This window comes from Aliiglaciecola sp. NS0011-25, from assembly GCF_040370605.1.
In the GTDB taxonomy this organism is placed as follows: domain Bacteria; phylum Pseudomonadota; class Gammaproteobacteria; order Enterobacterales; family Alteromonadaceae; genus Aliiglaciecola; species Aliiglaciecola lipolytica_A.
The window spans coordinates 164,229-185,271 of sequence record NZ_BAABWR010000009.1 but is presented as its reverse complement, the minus strand read 5'-3'; the positions used below and the strand labels follow the sequence as shown (position 1 = coordinate 185,271).

Here is a 21,043-nt window from a genome sequence, read left to right as displayed (position 1 = left end):
ACAGTGTCTAATCAAAGTTATATTTTAGTCGTACTAGTTGTATATAAATTAGTCTTGTTGGGTATCGGTTTTTGGGCACAGCGACGTGTTAAGAACAGTGATGATTTTTTCTTAGGTGGACGGGGATTAGGCCCTTTTGTTGCCGCAGTGAGTTACTCAGCTAGTTCTTCTTCAGCTTGGAAACTGCTTGGCTTTAGTGGCGTAGTAATGGTGCTAGGCATATCTGGTATTTGGCTAGCCTTGGGAAGTATTTTAGGGATGTTCATATCCTGGTATTGGTTCGCTCCTAGGCTTTATCGCACTAGTCTTGAACAAAAAGATTTAACTGTAACCGACTTCTTAAGTTTTGGCAGTAACGGCCAGATTAAAAAGCTAATCGTGGTGACCGCATCGATAATCATACTCGTTTCTTTTACTTTGTATGTTGCAGCCCAATTCCAAGGTGCGGGGAATATGTTTTCTGCGACTTTTGATATGCCAATGACCGAAAGCGTATTAATTGGTGCATTGATTATCTTTATTTACACTGTGCTGGGCGGTTTTTGGGCGGTGAGTATGACCGATGCACTGCAAGGCTCGATTATGGCAATCGCCACATTAGCGCTGCCAATTGCCGCGGTAGTCGCACTAGGTGGCCCTATCGATTTTGTCACCACCTTAATTGAGGTTGCTACGCCAGAACAACTCAGTTTAACTGGAGGGAATGTTGCCTTATTAGCCGCAGGTGTCATTATTGGTAATCTCAGCGTTTCGGTATCCTCTATGGGGCAACCCCATATGTTATTGCGCTTTATGGCATTGCGCGATGAAAAATCAATTAAGACAGGGCGACGTATTGCCGCAGCCTGGTTTCTTATCGTCGATTTGGGAGTGGTGATCGTTGGACTTGCAGGACTTGCATTACAAATGCAATTAGATAATCCAGAAAACCTGTTTTTTGTACTAACAACCGAATTGTTCCACCCTATAGTTGCAGGTGTTATTACTGCCGCAGTGCTGTCTGCCATCATGTCTACTGCTGACAGTCAGTTATTAGTTAGTGCATCTGTGGTAGCCCATGATTTGGGGTTAGAAAAACGTTCTCGCTTTTCTTCATTGACCATTTCACGATTAAGTATTTTGTTGGTCGTTGTTTTTTCAGTGTTAGTGACTTTGTATATGCCTGAGGCGATATTTAGCAGAGCCATTTTTGCATGGGTAGCGCTAGGCGCGTCTTTTGGACCAATAATTATTGTGCGTTTATGTAATCGAGATATTAATCCTAAAGCAACATTATTGGCGATGATAACGGGGTTTGTATTAGCGGTTACCTTTTACATGTTACCCAGTACACCAGGGGATTTCTTGGAAAGGGTAGTGCCGTTTAGCATTGCGACTATCATCGCGTTTGTTGGCTCTAAGCCTCGTACTAGAATTGCCTAAAGTTTAGAGGACATTTTAAAGTTGTAAGATTCACCCTTGATACACTCTGAGAATATTTCACTGTGTATCAAGGGTGCAATTTTACAAAAGCCTTGCTGAGAAAGTTAAAAGTCATCGCAATCAGCAATTACTATTCATCCCCCAAAAACCAAAGTAAATAATTACCACAACAGCCCAGTTACCCTCAAGCAAAGATTCCCCTTTTTTGACCATTCATCCGTAAACCTGATCTTCTGATCACAGAGAGTCCAAATTTCCTTCCTTTAATTCAATGGTCCTTGATGTGGATCAGTTAATTGGCGCAGATTTAAACTATGCTTAGGTTTAGATTAGATAGTATTTGTACTATAACTCTATGAAGGCTAATCAATAAATTTTAAATCGAGGAATGTTTATGAAACACATTTTAGTTGTTGTTGAAAGGGAAGAAAGCGTCAAGCCAATGTTGGATAAAGCATTAAAATTTGCACCTGAAAGTATCACTGTGCTTTATATCGTAAGCAATGTGCTAGATTCTAATGCAGAAGCGTTAACTACCCTAATAAACAACGAAGTGAAAGATGCTTGCAAATCGACGATCCTCCTTGAAATAGTTAAGTCGGCATCTGAGCGAGAAGAAGTACTTTTCAAAACCCTAAGCAGCAATAAATTCGATACTACATTCCTGCACAGACCCCAATTAGGTCGTGAATTATTGGACTTTTCACTGATTAAAGCCGCGCTTAAAGGTCCAATTAAATCTAGCGTCCTACTATGTGGTGATAATCGCTGGCGCGGACAACTTAAATTGTTAGGAACCGTTGATATTTTCACCAGAACCCCCGCGCAAAAAGAATTGAATGATAAAGTGCTTACTACTTCTGCTCAGCTTGCAAACCAGTTATCTGCAGATGTGTCGCTTTTAGGTGTGATTCCAATCCCACGGATTAAACAGGAATTTGATATTACTGAACCGGGTGAAGTTATGCTCAAGAAAGGTAAATTATCAAAAGCCAAACTAGAAAAAATTGCCGAGGAAATGGATGTTTTCACGGAATATTCAGTGAAAATTGAGGCCGGTTCGCCACATGTGTTGATACCCTCAGTTGCCAGCAAAATGAAAGCAAATCTGGTGGTGTTAGGCAACGTAGGACGTAAGGGGATTAAAGGTTTATTAATCGGTAATACAGCAGAGAAAATTCTAACTCGATTGACTGTTGATGTGCTCATCGTTCGACAGTAAATATGACTCAGATATTTAGCGGTTCACTTAAAAATTTGGCAGATCACTTTGACCGCTTGATCAATGGCAGATTATGGCTAAAAGTTCTGATTGCTCTGTTCTTGGGAGTGATTTTTGGCGTGCTCCTAGGACCAGATTTAGATTTAATCGCACCCAATACAGTGAAAACCATTACTGCTTGGCTAGCGTTACCGGGCCAAGTGTTTTTGGCCGTTATTCAAATGATCGTTGTGCCTCTCGTGGTTGCATCGATTGTGCGTGGGTTAGCGGCTAGTAATAATCCCGCGGCGATTAAAAAGAATGGTCTTATTGCCCTTATCTTTATAGTGATTTCCACCGCCGTGGCGGCGACAGTTGGCATCACTTTGGCACTAAATATTCAACCCGGACAGTTTGTTGACGCAAGAATGTTAGTGGACGTTGGTTCAACAGCCGCTAACTCTAACGTGCAAGGTTTTCCTGCTATGTCTGAGTTACCCGAAAAAGTGTCTGCGTTGATTCCTAAAAATCCGCTAGCATCTATGGCCTCTGGGGAAATGTTGCAGGTAATTTTATTTGCCGCTTTGTTAGGGGCTGCCATGCTGTCGATCCCTGCACAACAATCAAAACCTCTGTTTGATTTAATGGGGGCATTGCAAGAAGTGAGCTTACGGATTGTATCTTGGGCGATGTTATTAGCGCCTATTGCGGTCTTTGGTTTAATTACTCGATTAGTGGCTAATTTAGGAATTGATGTGTTGGCCGGCATGGCGGTGTATGTAGCTACTGTGGTACTGGGCCTGATAATTGTAGCTGTAATGTATTTCATGGTAGCTAAGTTAACGATGACACAGTCGTTTCGTGAGTTTTTTAGTAACGTCAAAGAATTATTATTGCTGGCTTTTTCAACCAGTAGTTCGGCTGCCGTGATGCCAATTAGTTTACAAGTTACTGAAGATAAGCTGCATGTTAATCCAGAAATAGCTCGTTTCCTCATTCCATTAGGCGCAACAATCAATATGACTGGGACCGCTATGTATCAAGGCGTCGCGACCGTGTTTTTGGCGCAGGTTTTCCAAGTCGACTTGAGCCTTTCCAGTTACCTTTACATAGTAACAATGTCAGTTGCAGCATCAATTGGATCACCAGCAACCCCAGGTGCCGGAATCATCATCTTAAGTATGGTACTTGAAGGTGTTGGCATACCCGCAGCAGGAATAGCATTGATACTTGGGGTCGACCGTATCTTAGATATGTGTAGAACCTCAGTAAATGTACTTGGTGATGTCGTGGCTTGCACAACTGTTCAATATTTTACCGGCGCTGAAAAAGCGTTAGTTAATGAAGCCAAATAACGTCAATGAAAGCATAAATAAACTGATTATTTGCAGAATTTTTTAAATCAGTGACTATGCTTTAAATAGTCTTTAATTGCTTGAAAAGCTTAGCGAAAGGATAGGTGTTTAGTGGAATCAGTAGTGTTGGCAGGGACAATTTTTGGCGGCTTAGGTCTGTTTTTGTTAGCCATTGGCATGATGACTGATGGGTTAAAACTTGCGGCGGGAACGTCATTAAGAAAGCTGCTTTCACATTGGAGCAGTACACCCTTACGGGGGATCTACTCTGGCTGTTTTATGACTGCAGTAGTGCAATCCTCTAGTGCTGTAACAGTAGCATCTTTAGGATTCGTTAATGCCGGTCTTATTACCATGCGACAGGCGTTAGGGATTATATACGGCGCTAATATCGGTACAACGATGACTGGCTGGTTAGTCGCGCTAATTGGTTTTAATCTTAATATTAATGCATTTGCATTACCTATGATTGGTTTTGGAATGTTATTGAAGCTGATTAAACAGCAAGGAAAGGCCGCCTCATTTGGTATTGCATTAGTTGGCTTTGGATTGTTTTTTATTGGTATCGATACGCTAAAAGGTGCGTTTGAAGGTATTGTTCTGACTTTAGACATTAGTAAAATTTCAGCTGAGGGTATTAGCGGTATTTTGCTCTTTTTGTTGGTCGGCATAGTGATGACCGTTTTGACCCAGAGCTCAAGTGCATCAATTGCACTGACTATCACCGCAGCATCAAGCGGAATGGTAGGGATTTATGCCGCCGGAGCAATGGTTATTGGCGCTAATATTGGCACTACATCTACTGCGTTGTTGGCTGCGATTGGCGCTACATCGAATGCTAAAAGGGTGGCGGCTGCACAGGTCATTTTTAATGGCGCAACGGCGATCGTAGCGCTGTTACTGTTACCTGTTTTGTTCTATTTAATCGAGGTTATCACCAATAGTTTAGAACTTAGCGCTGATCCGGCCATTTCATTAGCGCTATTTCATAGTGTGTTTAATATACTCGGCGTATTGTTGGTATATCCCTTTAACGATCGCTTAGCCAAGTTTTTAGAAGCACGTTTTCTTAGCTGGGAAGAAAAAGCTTCCCATCCTCAGTATCTAGATAAAACCATTGCACAAACACCAGTATTAGCAGTGAATGCACTACTATTGGAGAATCTCTCAGTTGCCGACAAAATCGCTGTCCTTTATGGTAAATCAATCACGCCAAACTCCGCTCATAGTCACGAATTAATCCATGAACTTAACGTTATAAAATCCCTTTCATCGGAAGTGTCGCGTTTTATTGTGAATATTCAGACTGAAGCGTTAGGCCAGGATACTATCGAAGATCTCGCCACTTTAATGCGTATCGATCAATATTTTTTGAGTTGCGCAGTATCCATTGAACGATTAGCTCAGCAAATGCAAACGAGGGACTATTCAGCCAGTAAATCAACGGATCAACATTTCATACAATACGCTGAGCGGGTACAGACCTTTATTGATATTAGCCGTTCAGGTGAATCACAAAATGCTGAATCATTGGCAACACATTTCAATCAACTTCAAATTGAACATGACAAGTTTAAGGCTGAGCTAATCGTTGAGGGCACGCGGGCGCACATTTCTGTCGCGCAAATGTCTGAATCAATCGATTGTTTGGCTGAAATTTTACGATTTGTACAACAGTGGTTTAAAGCTTTGACTCGAATTCACGGGTTACAACTTAAACTAGCAAGCTCTGCTGCGCCTGCGACATCTGAGGTGGATGACCTAGCTGCACAATAATAACGGAGAGAATCATGGCTAAACTGACTTTTTATGGTGCTATCGAAGGCGTAACAGGATCTATGTATTTGCTACAAACCGGCAATAGCAAGGTTTTACTGGATTGCGGTTTATTTCAGGGTAGACGCGAAGAGGAAGAGGCTAACTTAAAACCTTTACCTTTTGATGTCAGTCAGTTGGATGCAGTGGTGCTTTCCCATGCCCATTTAGACCATTCTGGTCGTTTGCCATTGCTCGTTTCTCAAGGTTTAAGCTGTCCAATTTATATGACTTCGGCAACTAAAGAGTTGATCGAAGTGTTGCTCAAAGATGCGGCATCATTACAGCAGCGCGATGTTGAATGGGAAAACAAACGTCGACGCCGTGCCGGTAAAGAGGAAATTGAGCCACTCTATAATTTGCAAGATGTGGAAACCACTTTAGACGTCTGTATTGGCATTAGTTACCACCAAAAACGAGATGTAGCCGAGAATGTGACTGTTCATTTTCTAGATGCCGGTCACATTCTCGGATCCGCTATTGTCGAAGTATTTATAGACGAGCAGGGAGGTCCTAAAAAATTAGTATTTTCCGGTGATCTTGGAAACTCACAAGCTGCTTTGTTAAACGATCCCGAATTAGTTGATTCGGCTGATGTTTTGTTGCTGGAATCCACTTATGGTGACCGAGACCATCGCTCTATGGAAGAGACGTTGCAAGAGTTTGAAGACGTGATTGAAGAGGCTTCTGAAAATGGTGGCAATATTTTAATTCCCTCGTTTGCTGTTGGCAGGACTCAAGAAATTATATTTCGACTCGGCGAGTTGTATCAAAAAGGCAAGTTAAGGCAACAAGCGGTATTTTTAGACAGTCCAATGGCTATTGCGGTAACGGAAATTTATCACCGTTATCAGAACATTTTCAATGAACAAGATCGTTCCGCTATGGGAGGGGAAAACAATCAACAAAGTTTACATAAATTTCTGCCTGCGCTGCGCTACTCAAGCAGCACTGAAGAGTCTATGGCGTTGAATCAAATTGACAGAGGTGCGATTTTTATTGCTGGCAGTGGCATGTGTAATGGCGGCAGAATACGTCACCACCTTAAACATAACTTATGGCGTAATCAGTCCCATGTAATCTTTGTTGGGTTTCAAGCGATTGGCACGCCAGGCCGGGCGTTGGTTGATGGTGCTAAAACCTATAAAATAGCGGGGGAAAATATTGCCGTCAAAGCACAAATTCATACTATGGGAGGCTTTTCCGCCCATGCGAGTCAAACTCAGTTAATCCAATGGACGCAAGGGTTCACCACTAAAAAACCACAACTATTTCTAGTTCATGGTGAGGATAAAGCGAAACAAACATTGCAAGCGGCGTTCAAAAAAGTGGGTTGGCAGGCAACGATTCCGACACTAAATCAAACAATACAATTTTGAGTAAATCGTTTTTAGCAGTAAACTGAATTATCTTGGATTAATTCAGCCCCACGAAAATAAAGGGTAACGTAAAGTAGCTATTATGAAAAAACAATTACCTTGGTGGGGAGAGTTTACATTCGCACTTTCAGAGACAAAATGTTGGCGAATTAGAGAACGTTTAATTGCCATAAAGCGTGGTCAAGGTGAGTGGACAATATGGAACCACGAAACGACCGCTGAAATTGATTTACCTATTTCTACAGATAAATCAATTTCAAATGAAAGCTTTGAGGATGTCGAGTTTTCGCGTTATTTGCTGGAAAATACCAGCGAAACGCTGTTAATTGAACCCTCACTGGCCGATAGGGCAATGGTAGTAAGGCCGAGCCGACCGCTGGTGGTTTTACCAGAAGAACAGATCAACGTTTTTGTCAGTACGCCATTGTGGATGACTATCTTAATACCAAACCATCCGTTACCAATGGCTGATATTCCCTTTTGGCGACCATCTGATTCCTGGTTTGGGCCTTCTACAATGGAAGGGGACCTGTGTTATTCAAAATATACAGATGCAAAAATGGATATTAAACGCTTGGAAAAACGTTCTCATCGTGCGACAACCATGGTGACAATTAAAAATGCCCAAGAAAAACCTTTAACTATTGATAAATTAAATTTGCCAGTTCCAGCACTTAAATTATATGTTAATCAGGACGGCGAGTTTTGGACAGACCAAGTTTCTATTATGCAGCGTTTAGAGCATACCAAATCGGTTTCGCATGTTCGTCATTCCCCTCCAGATAAGATCCAGTTAATGGAATTGGTGTCTGAATCCCGTGAGTTGAGTAAAAAGTCGTCTTTTTTGTCTTCTATTGCAAGCTTAATTAATTAGCTTAAACCCGAGAATTGAATCCGATGAAAGAACTAAGTGAAAGCACGATTTTTTCAGATATGTTGCCCGCATTTGACGTGGTAAAAGCCATTATTATATTAGTCTTGGGGTATTTATTAGCCAAGTCTTTGAGTAATTTAGTTGCTCGTTTTAACGTCGCAAACATGACAAAACACGGTCAAGTGCTATTACGCCGTGGTATTTTTTACGGTGTCATGGTGTTAATGTTTATTTCTGCTTTGAGAGAGCTCGGCTTTGATCTCAGTGTGGTGTTAGGGGCAGCCGGTATTTTGAGTGTGGCGATTGGTTTTGCTTCTCAAACATCTGCGTCTAACCTGATTAGCGGACTCTTTTTGATGATGGAGCGGCCGTTTTCTATTGGTGATGTTATTCGCGTGGATGAAACAACCGGAGAGGTCATATCGATTGATTTGCTTTCCGTCAAAATCCGCACCTACGATAACCTGTTTGTTCGAGTGCCAAATGAGTCCATGATCAAAGCTCAAGTGACCACGTTAACCCGATTTCCAATTCGTCGAGCTGATCTCAAAGTGGGTATTGCGTACAAAGAAGACATTGAACAGGTGAAAATAATATTGGCCGAGCTAGCGGACAAAAATCCGCTATGCTTGAGTGAGCCTGCTCCACTATTTATTCTGCTAGGTTTTGGTTCTTCCTCAATTGATATTCAATTTTCAGTTTGGACTAAAAGAGAAAACTTCTTGCTGTTAAAAAACCAAATGTATCAACAAATCAAGCAAGTATTCGATGCAAATGGCATAGAAATTCCATTCCCTCATTTGAGTTTGTATTCAGGGGAAGCGAGCAAGCCGATTCCGGTTTCCTTATCACAAAATGAGGGGGAGGGTGAGCGTTCAGCGCCGCAAAGCCCGTCCAAATCAGACAGCAAATAAGGTTGATTTCGTTTTTAAATAGCGGGTCTTGTTAGGTCTAAGTCATTTTGCAAAGGCGGTTAGTCTAAGTTTTTCTTAAACCGTAATGACGCAATTAGCAGCCCCAATAAGGTAAAAAGTAATAACCAATAAACATCAAAGGTCATGTCAGTAAATTCCACATCTTTGAGGATAACCCCACGAATTAGTCGCATAAAATGCGTGGCGGGTAACGCTTCGGCAATGTATTGCGCCGTTTCTGGCATGCCTTCATAAGGAAACATGAACCCTGATAGCAATATGGAAGGCAGTAAGATGAATATGGTCATTTGCATTGATTGCAATTGATTGACGGCAATGGTTGAGATGACCAGCCCCAGCACTAGACTTGCTGCAATAAACAAAAGAGTGACACCAAATAAAGGCAGTAATCCGCCGTTTACTGGCACGTCAAAAACATAATATCCTAAGCCTAAAATGATCACCACTTGCACCAAACCGATAAAAATGTAGGGAATAATTTTACCTAGCATTAATTCGATGGGTTTAATTGGCGTGGTGATTAACATTTCCATATTGCCATGCTCACTCTCTCTAACAATGGCTGCAGAGGTGAACATAATCATGGTCATGGTGAGGATAATCCCTAGCAAGCCTGGCACTATATTGACCGCTGTCCGTTGTTCAGGGTTATAAAACAAGGTTACTTCAAAGGTTGGCGTTGAACGATTGACCGGCCGGCGCAGCAATTCAACCAAGGGCATGGAACGTAAACTTTTGATTGAACTGGCAATCATGGTGTCTGAACCGTCTACCACCCATTGCGCGACTGGGCGGCTCGTTTCCTCATCACTTGAGGCGGGTAACCCAAAACCAATACTAGCACTACGGGCTAAACGCTGACTAACGTCATGAGGAATAAATAAAATAGCCCGTACCTCTGTGCGTTCCATGGCCTTTTGCGCACTGTCAATGTCATCGTACTGCTCGGTAAATTCGACCACTTGAGTTGCTGAAACGGTTTGTACTAAAGCTCTGCTCAAGGCTGTCTGGCTATGGTCAACTAGCGCCACTGGAATATGTCTAACATTGGTATTAATGGCGTAACCAAATAACAACAACTGCACCAATGGAATCATTATCACCATCCCAAAGGTCATTTTGTCGCGTTTTAATTGCGTCAACTCTTTAAAGAATATAGCTTGGATGCGATACAGGCTAGTAATCATTGTCTGCCACCACCCGTGCAGGTAATAAACACATCTTCCAAACTTGGGCGTACCAAGTTGAGTTTGTCATTCGCAATTCCCGTGTGTTGCTGTAAATAACCGCGGGCATCATTTACTGAATCACTTACCAATACGCGCAGTCTCGCGCCTAATTGAGCGGCGGTGATAACATTGGGGAGTGCTATGATTTGTTGTTTTAATTGACGGATACCTGCTGCTTCTATTTCTACCACATGCGCTGCCATGTCGTTCATTAACGCTTCAGGGCTACCATCTGCGCGCTTCAGACCATTTTCTAATATGGCCAGTTTATGGCAGCGTTCTGCTTCATCCATATAATGGGTTGAGACTAAAATACTGGTGCCTTGTTCACACAAATCAAACAACTGCTCCCAAAATTCACGACGGTTCTGAGGATCAACTGCAGACGTTGGCTCATCTAAAAAGAGTAATTGCGGTTTATGTAATGTTGCAGCCGCCAGCGCTAGGCGTTGACGCTGTCCACCACTTAAATTTCCTGCTAACTGTTGTTGCTTTTGATCCAAACCATAAACAGATAACAATTCACTAATCCGTTGTTTTTGCGGCAAACCAGAAATGCCGTATATTTTGGCAATAAACTGCAGATTTTCTTTAACGGTTAGATTGTTATATAAAGAAAACTTTTGCGTCATGTAGCCCATTTTTAAACGCAGTTTTTCGGCATTATGTGGCAGCTCCAAGCCCAATACTCTTACTTCTCCTGAGGTCGGTTTTAATAATCCTGTTAGCATTCTAATTGCGGTGGTTTTGCCACAACCATTTGGCCCTAAAAAACCGTAAATAGTGCTTTTTTCCACATTAAGATCGAGCTGATCAATCGCTTTTAAATCGCCAAAATGACGACTTAATTGTTTCGCCTGTATAACCCACTCAGGAGACGCTTTCATCGTCATGGAAGTTCAACTTGTACTGCAATACCATTGGGAAGATCTGCGTATTCAACGGGTAATTGTACTTCTGCTAAATACATCAAACGTGCTCGTTCTTCTTGATTTAATGCATAATAGGGCGTGAATGCCGCTTCTATCGAAATCCAGCGCACTGTGCCATTGATCGTCTCTGATAGGCCATCCACGTGAATTGGTAAAGTATCGCCAGCTTTTATTTTTACGCGATAGGGTTCTGGCACATAAATGCGCGCATAGGGCGCTTCACCCGCCAGCACAATAGCAACGGGACTGCCCATGGTGACTCTCTCACCTAAATTCCAAGGCAGGTTATCGAGTCGACCATCCCGAGTGGCAACAATGGTTAAATCTTCTAGTTTTTTGATTTCACTGGCCAGTGCGGCTTGCATTATGGCCAAGTTAGCTTTGCCCATTTCTAAATCTTCTGGACGTGTACCATTGGTAAGCAAAAGTAAGGCTTCTTCTGCTTCGTGCACAGCCGCAACATTTGCATCCCTAGTGGCGCGCGCCTGATCGACGTTTGCCTGACTGACTAACTTTTGGGAAATCAGGTTTTTAGCTCTAAGGTAAGCTGATTCACTTTCGGTTAATGCCGCTTGTGCACCTTCTAATTTTGCACTGGCAGAGGCAACTTCTTCTGGGCGTGCTCCATTTCTAAGTTTGTCTAAATTTGCTTGAGCTTCTGCTACAGACGCCTCTGCTTTAGCCACTGAGGCTCGTTGTTGACGATCATCTAATTGCACCAGTACATCGCCTTTTTTTACCAAAGTTCCTTGCGCAATAGGTAATCGAGTGACCACCTCATTAACAGTGGCTGTGTGAGCAATCCTGTTTCGCTCTAGGGTGCCTAACGCAAGACCTGTTTTATGGTCTTGACATCCACCGAGAAAAATTGAAAACAATAATATTGTGGTGACTAATATCGAGTTTAGCAGTGACTTTTTGTTTGCCACTGTGATTAACGGAAGTTGCAAAGTGTGCATTTGTTATCCCTGCAAGCGGTTAAGCTCATCATTAAAATGAGTGTATCGTTGAAATTTATGACGAGTACTCCAACAAGTCGCGTGTGGACATTTGGCTTTTAAAAAAATATTTTGCCAATTCAGTTAGATTACACCTTAACTAATCGTCAATCTAGCAAACGCGCACTCTGGTGTATTTCAATATTCGCCAAATCCTTGATATGGTAGATAAAACTGTCCTAGCTAGTGCTAACTAAAAAACTTTAGGGAGAAATATTTTGGCGTTGCTCGATTACTCGATTGTGGGGATGTATTTGCTAGGCTTGTTGTTGATGGGGTTATTTTTCCGTCAACAGAAAAGTAGAGATGATTACTTTTTAGGCGGACGAAGCATTCCATGGCCGGCTTTGTCGTTATCGGTTATGGCAACGCAACTTTCAGCGGTTAGCTTTATCTCAGCTCCGGCTTTTGTCGGCTTGCGAGAAGGAGGTGGCTTAATTTGGTTGTCTTATGAATTGGCGCTGCCCGCTGCGGTCGCGTTAATGCTATGGCGATTGTTACCCTCATTACATAAGTCGGGTGTTGTGAGTGTATACGAATACCTTGAAAGACGCTTTTCTCGTTCCACTCGATTGCTCATCAGTTTAGTTTTCCAACTAAGTCGCTCAGTGGCAACGGCCATTATGATCTACGCAATTTCACTTATTTTGCAAGGCACAATGGGGATGGAGCAGTGGCATAGTATTGTGTTAATTGGTGTGATTACCTTAGTTTATTCGTCCATGGGGGGGATGAAGGCTGTTGTTTATGGTGATGCGCTGCAAATGATATTGATTTTTGGTGGTGCAATTACTTGTCTTTGGGTCGCTGTCGATCACGTTGGTGGGATGACGCAAGCGTTGGCAATTATAGAGCCTGAGCGATTAGTCGCAGTAAAACCAGATCAATTTGGTCTAGCGGGTAACGACTTTGGTTTGTTGCCTATGCTGTTCGGTGGTTTAGTGCTTTATGCATCTTACTATGGTTGTGATCAATCCGAAGCGCAACGTTCGTTGTCAGCGCATAATTTGGGCGATCTGCGTAAAATGATGTTAACAGTGGCGGTTTGTCGTTTTCCAATTACCCTAGTGTATTGCGCTGCTGGCTTGGTTATTGGTGCTCTGGTTATGACAACACCTTCTTTGCAAGCGCAAATTCCAGCAGACAATCCGGATTGGATGATGCCAATTTTTATTATTAACTATTTGCCTAGTGGCATTATCGGATTGTTAGTCGTGGCTATTATGGCTGCTGCCATGTCTTCCCTCAGTTCTGCTGTAAATAGCTTAGCCGCGGTATCTGTCGAAGACTTGTGTCGTTTGTTTAAACATCAACCAAGCAATGAAAGCTATGTTCAATACGCCCGCTTAGCTGGGATCGGTTGGGGGTTAGTGACCCTATTTCTGTCGTTCATTGCCGGCGATATTGCACCGACAATTATTGAAGCCATAAATAAAATTGGTTCGGTATTTTATGGCCCAGTTTTAGCCATTTTCTTACTTGGTATTTACAGTAAAAAAATAGCCTCTTATGCAGCTAATACGGGGCTAGCCGCAGGGGTATTGGTGAACATGGGGTTATGGCTATTTGAAAGTCCTATATTTTGGTTTTGGTGGAATTTAACCGGTTTTTTGACCACCATCTTGGTCGGCTATTTGATGACTTTTATCACTAAGCCAACTGAGTCTCATCAGCCCAGTGTAAGATTACTATCATTGTCTAATGTTTTGATGTTAATAGGTTTAAGCGCTGGTTTAACCTTATTTTGTTTGTTTTTACCCTATCTTTTTACAGCCTAGCATCCTAGCTGACTGATTAAACGGTTATTCAGCTATGCTTATCATGCAAGGGGGCGTTTTTACGTCTAAGCTGGAAAGAGTAAACAAACATTTTGTTAATTTGGCTTTAGTATTTACAAATAATTAAGGAATCGTTGGTATGGCAAGCCTAACGCTCAATATTAATAATCAACAACATCAGCTAGATATAGATCCAACTACCCCCTTATTGTGGGTATTACGTGATAATTTGCAGCTTGTTGGTACTAAATATGGTTGTGGGATTGCTATGTGCGGTGCTTGTACTGTGCATTTAAATGGCAATGCAGTGAAATCATGTCAGTTGCCCGTCTCTGCTGTGGGGGATAATTTGATTACCACAATTGAGGGTTTATCTGAACATGCAGATCATCCGGTACAAAAAGCATGGATTGAACACGATGTTGCCCAATGTGGTTATTGTCAGCCAGGACAAATTATGTCGGCAACAGCATTACTCAATAGTAACCCAAATCCCGATGATGCAGCGATTGAAGCAGGTATGAAGGGCAATGTGTGCCGATGCGCCACTTATTATCGTATTAAAGCGGCAATTAAAACTGCGGCCAAAGCGCAAAGGGAATCGTGATGAGTGAACAAAGCAAAACACAGACTGCGGAATTAGGCAAAGGCTCAGAACGCCGCACATTTTTGAAGGCCAGCTTGGCGGTGGGAGGCGGTTTGATGCTGAATTTTAGTTGGTTCGGCCCAAGCTTTGCCAGCGAAACAACCTCCCAAGGTGAAGGCAATCATGAATTTGAATTAAATGCCTATTTAACCATCAATACCGATGGTAGCGTTACCGCTTCAGTACCTAATCCCGAGTTTGGACAAAATCTGATGACCTCGATGCCGATGATTTTAGCCGACGAGTTGGACGTGGATTGGCGTTCAGTGTCAGCGGTTCAAGCGCCGTATAATGAATCTAGATATGAAAAACAATTTTCCGGGGGGAGTCAATCCATACGAGGGGCTTGGCAGAGTTTACGAATGGCAGGAGCCAGTGCTCGGGAAATGTTAAAACAAGCCGCGGCAAATCATTGGCAAGTGCCGGTTAATTCCATAAATACGGATAAAGGTCGCTTAATACATCAATCCAGTGGGCGAGAGCTAACTTATGCTGAAGTGGCATCGAGTGCGGCACAACTTGCAGTGCCGAAAAATGTTGAACTCAAAAAAAACAAGGATTTCTCACTGATAGGCGGGTCTCAAAAAAATCTCGTAGGTGAACAAATTGTTTCAGGTAAGCCTCTGTTCGGTATCGATTATTGCGCTGACAATATGCTGATTGCGATGATTGTGCATCCACCTGCTTTTGGCCAAGAACTCGAATCCTTTGATGAATCAAGTATTGTTAACATGCCAGGAATTGTAAACGTCTTTGCAATAACCTCGTTACCTGCAGATTACGTCAAAAATTATTTTGATGGCACGGCGTTTCCAAAGCTCGTAGCCATTGTCGGTCGAAGCACATGGCAGGTTATGAATGCCAAAAAAGCATTACAAACCCAATGGCGAAACTTATCTGACAAAACTGAAAAGGTAGATAATTTCGGCAATATCATGGATGTAAAAGTGCCAGGTGGCCTTGAAAGTACTTCTTTACATGAAAAAGCGGTGAACGCGAGTTTCACTAAGAATATGCAGATTTTGCGTCAAGATGGCGATCCGGATGCTGCATTTTCCTCAGCCTCTAAGGTGATTGAAAGGGAATACTTTGCTCCTTATTTAGCTCATAACACCTTAGAACCGATGAATTTTTTTGCACATGTGACAGATCAAAAGGTCAAAGTCGCAGGCCCATTGCAAGGGCCCGTCTTTATCAAGAAGACCTTACAGCAAAGGTTGCAAGTTCCAGCTGAAAAAATTGAAATAGAAATGACAAGAATGGGCGGCGGCTTTGGACGGCGTGCATATTGTCATTATGTGGTTGAAGCGGCGTTAATTTCCAAACAAGTCAAAGCGCCTATAAAGTTAATCTATGCACGTGAAGATGACATGACAATGGGCATTTACCGTCCCACGTATACGATTAAGTTACGTGCTGCTTTGGACGAAAGTGATCAACTGGTCGCTTATCACGTACAAGGTTCTGGTGTGCCTGAGCACTGTGTTCATCCCAACCGTTTTCCTGCAGGTGCAGTGCCTAATTATTTAGCGCAAGGTACAGCCGTTGATTCGAATATAACAGTAGGTGCATTCAGAGCGCCAGGCTCTAATTTTATGGCCAGTGCGGAACAATCTTTTCTAGATGAAGTCGCTGAAGCAGCTAATACAGATCCCATTGATTTCCGTTTGGCCTTGTTGGAAAAAGCAAAATCTAACCCTGTGGGAGAAAATAACGATTACGATCCAGTTCGTTACGCAGGTGTGTTGAATTTAGTTAGAGCAAAGTCAGGATGGGACACATTAAGTAACAATATTAACAAAGGGGTAGCAGCATATTTTTGCCACAACTCCTATGCCGCACACGTTATTACGATGGCGCAATCCACTGACAAGGCGAGGGTAGAGAGTGTCACCAGCGCGATTGATTGTGGCATTGTTGTCAATCTAGATAGCGCAAAGAATATGGTTGAGGGCGCAGTAATCGATGGGATCGGAAATGCCATGTATGGTGAAATGACCTTTACCGATGGTAAACCCGATAAACAAAACTTTGACCGCTATAGGATCATTCGTATGGATGAAACACCGGCTAAAATTGACGTGCACTTTGTCGATAGTTTGATTGATCCCACAGGGCTTGGAGAACCGCCATTTCCACCTATTTTTCCAGCACTGGCAAATGCACTTTATCAGTCGCTAGGTAAACGACTGTATCGCCAGCCTTTCATTGATTATATTTAAATTCTAAGAGCGAAAGTATCTGGACTATTCAAATGTTGGCGAGTTACATCTGTTTGGCATAAATACAAATAGAGCATTATTTACCGGTGTATGTGTAAAAAACACCTAAATACACTTCACCTGCATTTAGCATAAACCGGAATACAAGGGCTGTGAGAGAGTAAAGCTCATATTAAAAATGGCACGTTAATTGGATTTAGCATCCTTAAAGTATACAAACTTAAACACCTTGTTTTGAAGATGAATTCAAGGTGACGTTGTGAAAATACCGATAAGGATTGCTTATGAACACAAAAACCATTTCCTCTAAGTTAACCACCAGTGCAGCGCTGTTACTGACGTTTTGTAGTCTCCTGTTAGCAGGGTGTGCAACGGTTCAGCCAACACCATTTGTGGCGGCCGAAGCATACGGTGAATTAGGTTTCAGCGACAAAAAACTCAGTGACGATCAATATCAAATCATCTTTAGTGGCAACGCAAAGACTGATAGCGTTACCGCCAAAGACTATGCTTTGCTGCATGCAGCGAACCTGACCATGGCTAAGGGTTTTGTCTGGTTTGAAATCATTCAAAGCGATACTGATGTTGAAACCAAAGAAGTAAAGACAGTGGTGCCCGATATGACAGCAAACCCAACAGCGACCTCTAGCTGTGGGGTTTTAGGCTGTACGATTACAAACGCATCTAATTATCAGGGAGGCACTATAATCTCAGAACGGGTAGCTGATAAAATCAGTGCCACGCTCGTCATCAAAATGGGCAATGAAAAACCGAGCAATCCAAACAAGGTGTTCGACGCACAGCAACTAGCGACTAACTTAGCCACCCTGAACTAAGCAAGCGTGTTAGTAAGATTTGTAGGGTAAGAACTTTCCTGAGAGGACGATATTCACTCTATCTCCTGCAGGATTGTTTTCCCTTTGGATATCCATTGAAAAGTCTATGGCGCTCATAATTCCGTCACCAAATTCTTCATGTATCAACGACTTAATTGTAGTGCCATAAACGTTTACCAACTCATAAAAACGATAAATTAATGGGTCAGTTGGCACGGTTTCAGGCAAAGAACCTTTGTATGGCACTACTTGTAGCCAAGCGACGGCATTCTCATCTAAATCAAACAGACTGCCAATTATTTGCGCTTGTTCAGCTGTGAATGTCATTTGCCCTAAACAACCTGCTGTTGTCCATTCTTTAGATTTACCTATTGCATCGGCTACTTGTTGCCAAGATATGCCGTTTTTCACTTTGTTTACTAATATTGCGGTTGTGACTTCTTCGCGACTTTTCATTGTAATGCCCTCAATTATTTAACAGATAGAATAAATAGATGTTTAATATTGCAAGTAGCGCACTTAACCATTGCCAAAAAAGCAGCGGACTACGTTCCAATAGCGGCGCTTTATTTTGTTGTAAAAACTGTGGGTTAGGGTGCCGTAAATCGTGGATAAACTCAGACAGCGCGTCGTAGCGTTTGTATGGGTCTACTTGCAATGCCTTACGTAAGCTTGCATCTACCCAGCTAGGTATATGTCTATGAGCATCTAAAACCGATTGATAATTTAACTTACGCTGTTGAGCAAAAGTACGTGTTTTGGCGACGTGAGTCTCATATGGATAGCGGCCACTTAGCATGTAATAGGTTAACACCGCTAATGAAAATAAATCAGAGCGTTGGGTTCCCACCTCACCTAAAAAATATTCTGGGGCCATGTACAGGGCGGTGCCAGGAAAAGCGAGTTTGAGTTGTTTGTGGTCAAGCTCTTCAATGCCTGCCACCATGGTAGAGCCAAAATCGATGATTTTAACTGTACCATTTTGATCAATCATAATATTTTCAGGACGTATATCTTGGTGTAGCATCTCTAAGCGATGGAAAGCTTGTAAGCCCCGTCCTACCTGTTCAATTATATCTCTGACCGTGGCCAAATCAGGGTTTGGGTTGTCGGTTAACCATTGTTGTAGAGATTGACCTTCAACAAATTCTGATAGTGTATATAGATAGTTTTTTGGGCGGTCAATGCTAGGGGCTTTTAACACGTGTACATTGTGAATACGACGAGATATCCACTCTTCCAAACAAAACCGTTCTAAATAGCCATCATCATCCTGTAAATCCACAGAAGGGGTTTTCAAAACAAGGGGCTGCCCAGTATCGATATCATTAACGAGATAAACGTGACTGCGGGCGGAATAATGTAATTGCCGAACAACGTTAAACCCATCAAATTGGCAACCTGGATGCAATGGCGGAGGAAGTGGCATTTGTTCCACTAAATTGCTGACAGGACTGCTTGTTTCATTGCTAAGTTCTTGTATTTGCAGCAACTGCACGGTGATATTGTCGTGACTACCGTTTTCTAGTGCAGTATTGACTAAACGCTCAGCTAACCCATCGTTTACTAACCCATGGCTTGCTAATTGCGCTAATATAACGCTGGCATCAATAAAGTCATGGAAACCATCAGTGCACAGCAGCAAAATATCACCGGCTATCAAGCCAATCTGTTGATGATCAATTTCGATGCTATCGGCCATGCCTAAGGCGCGGCTGAGATAGCGCTGTCCTTCAGCGGCAATTTGCTGGTGGTCATTAGTGAGTTGTTCTATTGCACCTTGACGGCATAGGTAAATCCGTGAATCACCCACATGGAAAATATGTGCAGTCGAACTTTTAACTACCACGGCAGCAAAAGTACATACATAACCTTTATCGGGCTCGTATGGATATTCACTTTGTTTGCTGTGTGCAAACAACCAAGCATTGATGGAGGTTATGACCCGTTTTGCCGAGGTCTCAACCGACCAAGCATCAGAGGTTGAGTAATAATCATGAATAAAGCTGTTAACGGCAGCTTGACTGGCAATGTGACTGACATCACTAGTACTTATACCATCCGCTACTGCAATGGCTAATCCATTAAGCTGAATTTGCAATTGTGTGGGAGTCGCAATTCCACAAAAGTCCTGATTGCTAGGTTTACGGCCAGCACTTGAGTACTGACCGTTAACAATTTTAGTTAGCTGCATTTGTTGCGACAGTACCAGATGCGATAGTCTCAGGAGCAACCTTGTTTAGGTTTCTTTTAGAGCCAGTGCGAACATGAGTGGTGTAAAGCGTTAAACCTGTAAAGGCTAAACCACCTACAAGGTTCCCTGCGGCAGTTGGAATTTCATTCCAAAATAGGTAATCCATAATTGAAAAATCGCCGCCAAGTATTAGGCTAAATGGGAATAGAAACATGTTGACTACTGAATGCTCGAAGCCCATAAAAAAGAACAAAAAGATCGGCATCCACATAGCAATGACTTTGCCACTCACGTGGGTAGAAATCATAGCGCCTACGACACCTAACGAAACCATCCAATTACATAACATGCCGCGGATAAATATGGTAAACCAACCCGCTGTGCCATATTCAGCATATCCTAAAGTTCGAGCCTCACCAATTGACGCTACCTTGGTGCCAATTGCGCCAGGATCAACATTAAAACCATAGGTAAAAATAAATGCCATCATAAACGCCACTGTTAAGGCGCCAGCAAAGTTACCTAAAAACACTAGTCCCCAATTTCGCAATATACCTTTTATGGTTACGCCCGGACGTTTATCGAGCCATGCGAGAGGGCAAAGTACAAATACTCCGGTTAATAGGTCAAATCCCATTAGATACAACATACAAAATCCCACAGGGAATAAAATTGCACCCAGTAGAAACATGCCTGTTTGCACCGCAATGGTAATTGCAAAAACGGCCGCAAGCGCTAATATTGCTCCGGCCATGTATCCGCGAATGAGCGTATCGCGGGTAGACATAAAGATTTTCGATTCGCCGGCATCTACCATTTTGGTGACGAATTCTGCAGGAAGTAAATAAGCCATAAGTACCCTCGTAAAATTAGTGATCAAATTTGTGTGTTGTTTCTCATGCCAATTGCTCTGGCTCGAGATTTTCTACGGGCAAAAAAAAACGTTCAAATTCCTATACAGTGCATAGGAAGTTGAACGCCTTTGTTCGAATATTGTGACCGTAGACTCTTCGTTGAGTTACATTTTTAACGAAGCAAAATATAAGCCATAAAATTAATTCATTATTATCAATGAGTTATGTTTTTTGTTTCTGACTCAATGGATTTTATTGGTGCAAAGCTTCACCGTTTTAATTCATTTTTATCGAAATGATGGGGGATTTGGGATCGCTAAAACACTAAGGAGTGGGGCAATTAATTTTCTAGCGTTGTCCTGAGCAATGAATA

17 protein-coding genes are annotated in these 21,043 nt (G+C 42.4%); 11 read left to right on the top strand and 6 right to left on the bottom strand.

Annotated elements, in window-relative coordinates; translation table 11 throughout:
- Window positions 1-3: 3 nt before the first annotated feature.
- From ABWV72_RS09970 to ABWV72_RS09940, 7 genes are all read left to right on the top strand, one after another.
- Window positions 4-1,422 carry a sodium/proline symporter gene (locus tag ABWV72_RS09970; RefSeq protein WP_342807608.1) on the top strand — a complete coding sequence of 473 codons (1,419 nt, stop codon included), beginning with the start codon at window positions 4-6 and terminating at the stop codon, window positions 1,420-1,422.
- Window positions 1,423-1,816: 394 nt separating this feature from the next.
- Window positions 1,817-2,644, top strand: a complete 828-nt coding sequence (locus ABWV72_RS09965; protein WP_216047018.1) for a universal stress protein — start codon at window positions 1,817-1,819, stop codon at window positions 2,642-2,644.
- Window positions 2,645-2,646: 2 nt separating this feature from the next.
- Window positions 2,647-3,978 (top strand): dicarboxylate/amino acid:cation symporter, encoded by a 1,332-nt coding sequence (locus ABWV72_RS09960; protein ID WP_353370322.1) that lies wholly within the window; start codon window positions 2,647-2,649, stop codon window positions 3,976-3,978.
- 111 nt (window positions 3,979-4,089) lie between these two features.
- Window positions 4,090-5,754, top strand: a complete 1,665-nt coding sequence (locus tag ABWV72_RS09955; protein ID WP_342807612.1) for a Na/Pi cotransporter family protein — start codon at window positions 4,090-4,092, stop codon at window positions 5,752-5,754.
- Window positions 5,755-5,768: 14 nt separating this feature from the next.
- Window positions 5,769-7,172, top strand: a complete 1,404-nt coding sequence (locus ABWV72_RS09950; RefSeq protein ID WP_353370320.1) for an MBL fold metallo-hydrolase RNA specificity domain-containing protein — start codon at window positions 5,769-5,771, stop codon at window positions 7,170-7,172.
- An 82-nt stretch (window positions 7,173-7,254) separates the two neighbouring features.
- Window positions 7,255-8,046, top strand: coding sequence for a DUF432 domain-containing protein (locus tag ABWV72_RS09945; RefSeq protein WP_216047014.1), 792 nt, complete (start codon window positions 7,255-7,257; stop codon window positions 8,044-8,046).
- Between the two features lie 23 nt (window positions 8,047-8,069).
- Complete coding sequence (locus tag ABWV72_RS09940; protein ID WP_216047013.1) at window positions 8,070-8,960, top strand: mechanosensitive ion channel family protein; 891 nt, start codon at window positions 8,070-8,072, stop codon at window positions 8,958-8,960.
- Between the two features lie 59 nt (window positions 8,961-9,019).
- Here the strand turns inward: ABWV72_RS09940 and ABWV72_RS09935 are convergent, their stop codons facing one another.
- The 3 genes from ABWV72_RS09935 to ABWV72_RS09925 are packed head-to-tail and all read right to left on the bottom strand — an operon-like array spanning window position 9,020 to window position 12,101.
- A complete protein-coding gene (locus ABWV72_RS09935) occupies window positions 9,020-10,168 on the bottom strand; it encodes an ABC transporter permease (protein WP_216047012.1) in 1,149 nt (382 codons plus the stop codon).
- On the bottom strand, window positions 10,165-11,103 hold the full coding sequence (locus ABWV72_RS09930) for an ABC transporter ATP-binding protein (protein WP_436792292.1): 939 nt from the start codon (window positions 11,101-11,103) through the stop codon (window positions 10,165-10,167). The genes ABWV72_RS09935 and ABWV72_RS09930 overlap by 4 nt, the downstream gene beginning before the upstream one ends.
- Window positions 11,100-12,101: an HlyD family secretion protein gene (locus tag ABWV72_RS09925; protein ID WP_216047011.1), complete on the bottom strand. Its 1,002-nt coding sequence runs from the start codon at window positions 12,099-12,101 to the stop codon at window positions 11,100-11,102. Before ABWV72_RS09925 ends, ABWV72_RS09930 begins: the two co-directional genes overlap by 4 nt.
- A gap of 257 nt (window positions 12,102-12,358) precedes the next feature.
- On the opposite strand from ABWV72_RS09925, the gene ABWV72_RS09920 reads away from it, so the two are divergent.
- The 4 genes from ABWV72_RS09920 (at window position 12,359) to ABWV72_RS09905 (ending at window position 17,622) form a co-directional block, all read left to right on the top strand.
- Complete coding sequence (locus ABWV72_RS09920) at window positions 12,359-13,918, top strand: sodium:solute symporter family transporter (RefSeq protein ID WP_353370316.1); 1,560 nt, start codon at window positions 12,359-12,361, stop codon at window positions 13,916-13,918.
- 139 nt (window positions 13,919-14,057) lie between these two features.
- Complete coding sequence (locus tag ABWV72_RS09915; RefSeq protein ID WP_216047009.1) at window positions 14,058-14,525, top strand: (2Fe-2S)-binding protein; 468 nt, start codon at window positions 14,058-14,060, stop codon at window positions 14,523-14,525.
- A complete protein-coding gene (locus ABWV72_RS09910; protein ID WP_353370314.1) occupies window positions 14,525-16,786 on the top strand; it encodes a xanthine dehydrogenase family protein molybdopterin-binding subunit in 2,262 nt (753 codons plus the stop codon). Before ABWV72_RS09915 ends, ABWV72_RS09910 begins: the two co-directional genes overlap by 1 nt.
- Before the next feature lie 284 nt (window positions 16,787-17,070).
- The gene (locus ABWV72_RS09905; protein ID WP_353370312.1) at window positions 17,071-17,622 is read left to right on the top strand and encodes a CC0125/CC1285 family lipoprotein; all 552 of its coding nucleotides are present in this window, start codon (window positions 17,071-17,073) and stop codon (window positions 17,620-17,622) included.
- Between the two features lie 9 nt (window positions 17,623-17,631).
- On the opposite strand, the gene cynS is transcribed toward ABWV72_RS09905, so the two are convergent.
- The 3 genes from cynS to ABWV72_RS09890 are packed head-to-tail and all read right to left on the bottom strand — an operon-like array spanning window position 17,632 to window position 20,669.
- Complete coding sequence (cynS, locus tag ABWV72_RS09900; RefSeq protein ID WP_216047006.1) at window positions 17,632-18,078, bottom strand: cyanase; 447 nt, start codon at window positions 18,076-18,078, stop codon at window positions 17,632-17,634.
- A 10-nt stretch (window positions 18,079-18,088) separates the two neighbouring features.
- Window positions 18,089-19,816: a bifunctional protein-serine/threonine kinase/phosphatase gene (locus tag ABWV72_RS09895; protein WP_353370309.1), complete on the bottom strand. Its 1,728-nt coding sequence runs from the start codon at window positions 19,814-19,816 to the stop codon at window positions 18,089-18,091.
- A complete protein-coding gene (locus tag ABWV72_RS09890) occupies window positions 19,803-20,669 on the bottom strand; it encodes a formate/nitrite transporter family protein (protein WP_342807626.1) in 867 nt (288 codons plus the stop codon). Before ABWV72_RS09890 ends, ABWV72_RS09895 begins: the two co-directional genes overlap by 14 nt.
- Between the last annotated feature and the right edge of the window lie 374 nt (window positions 20,670-21,043).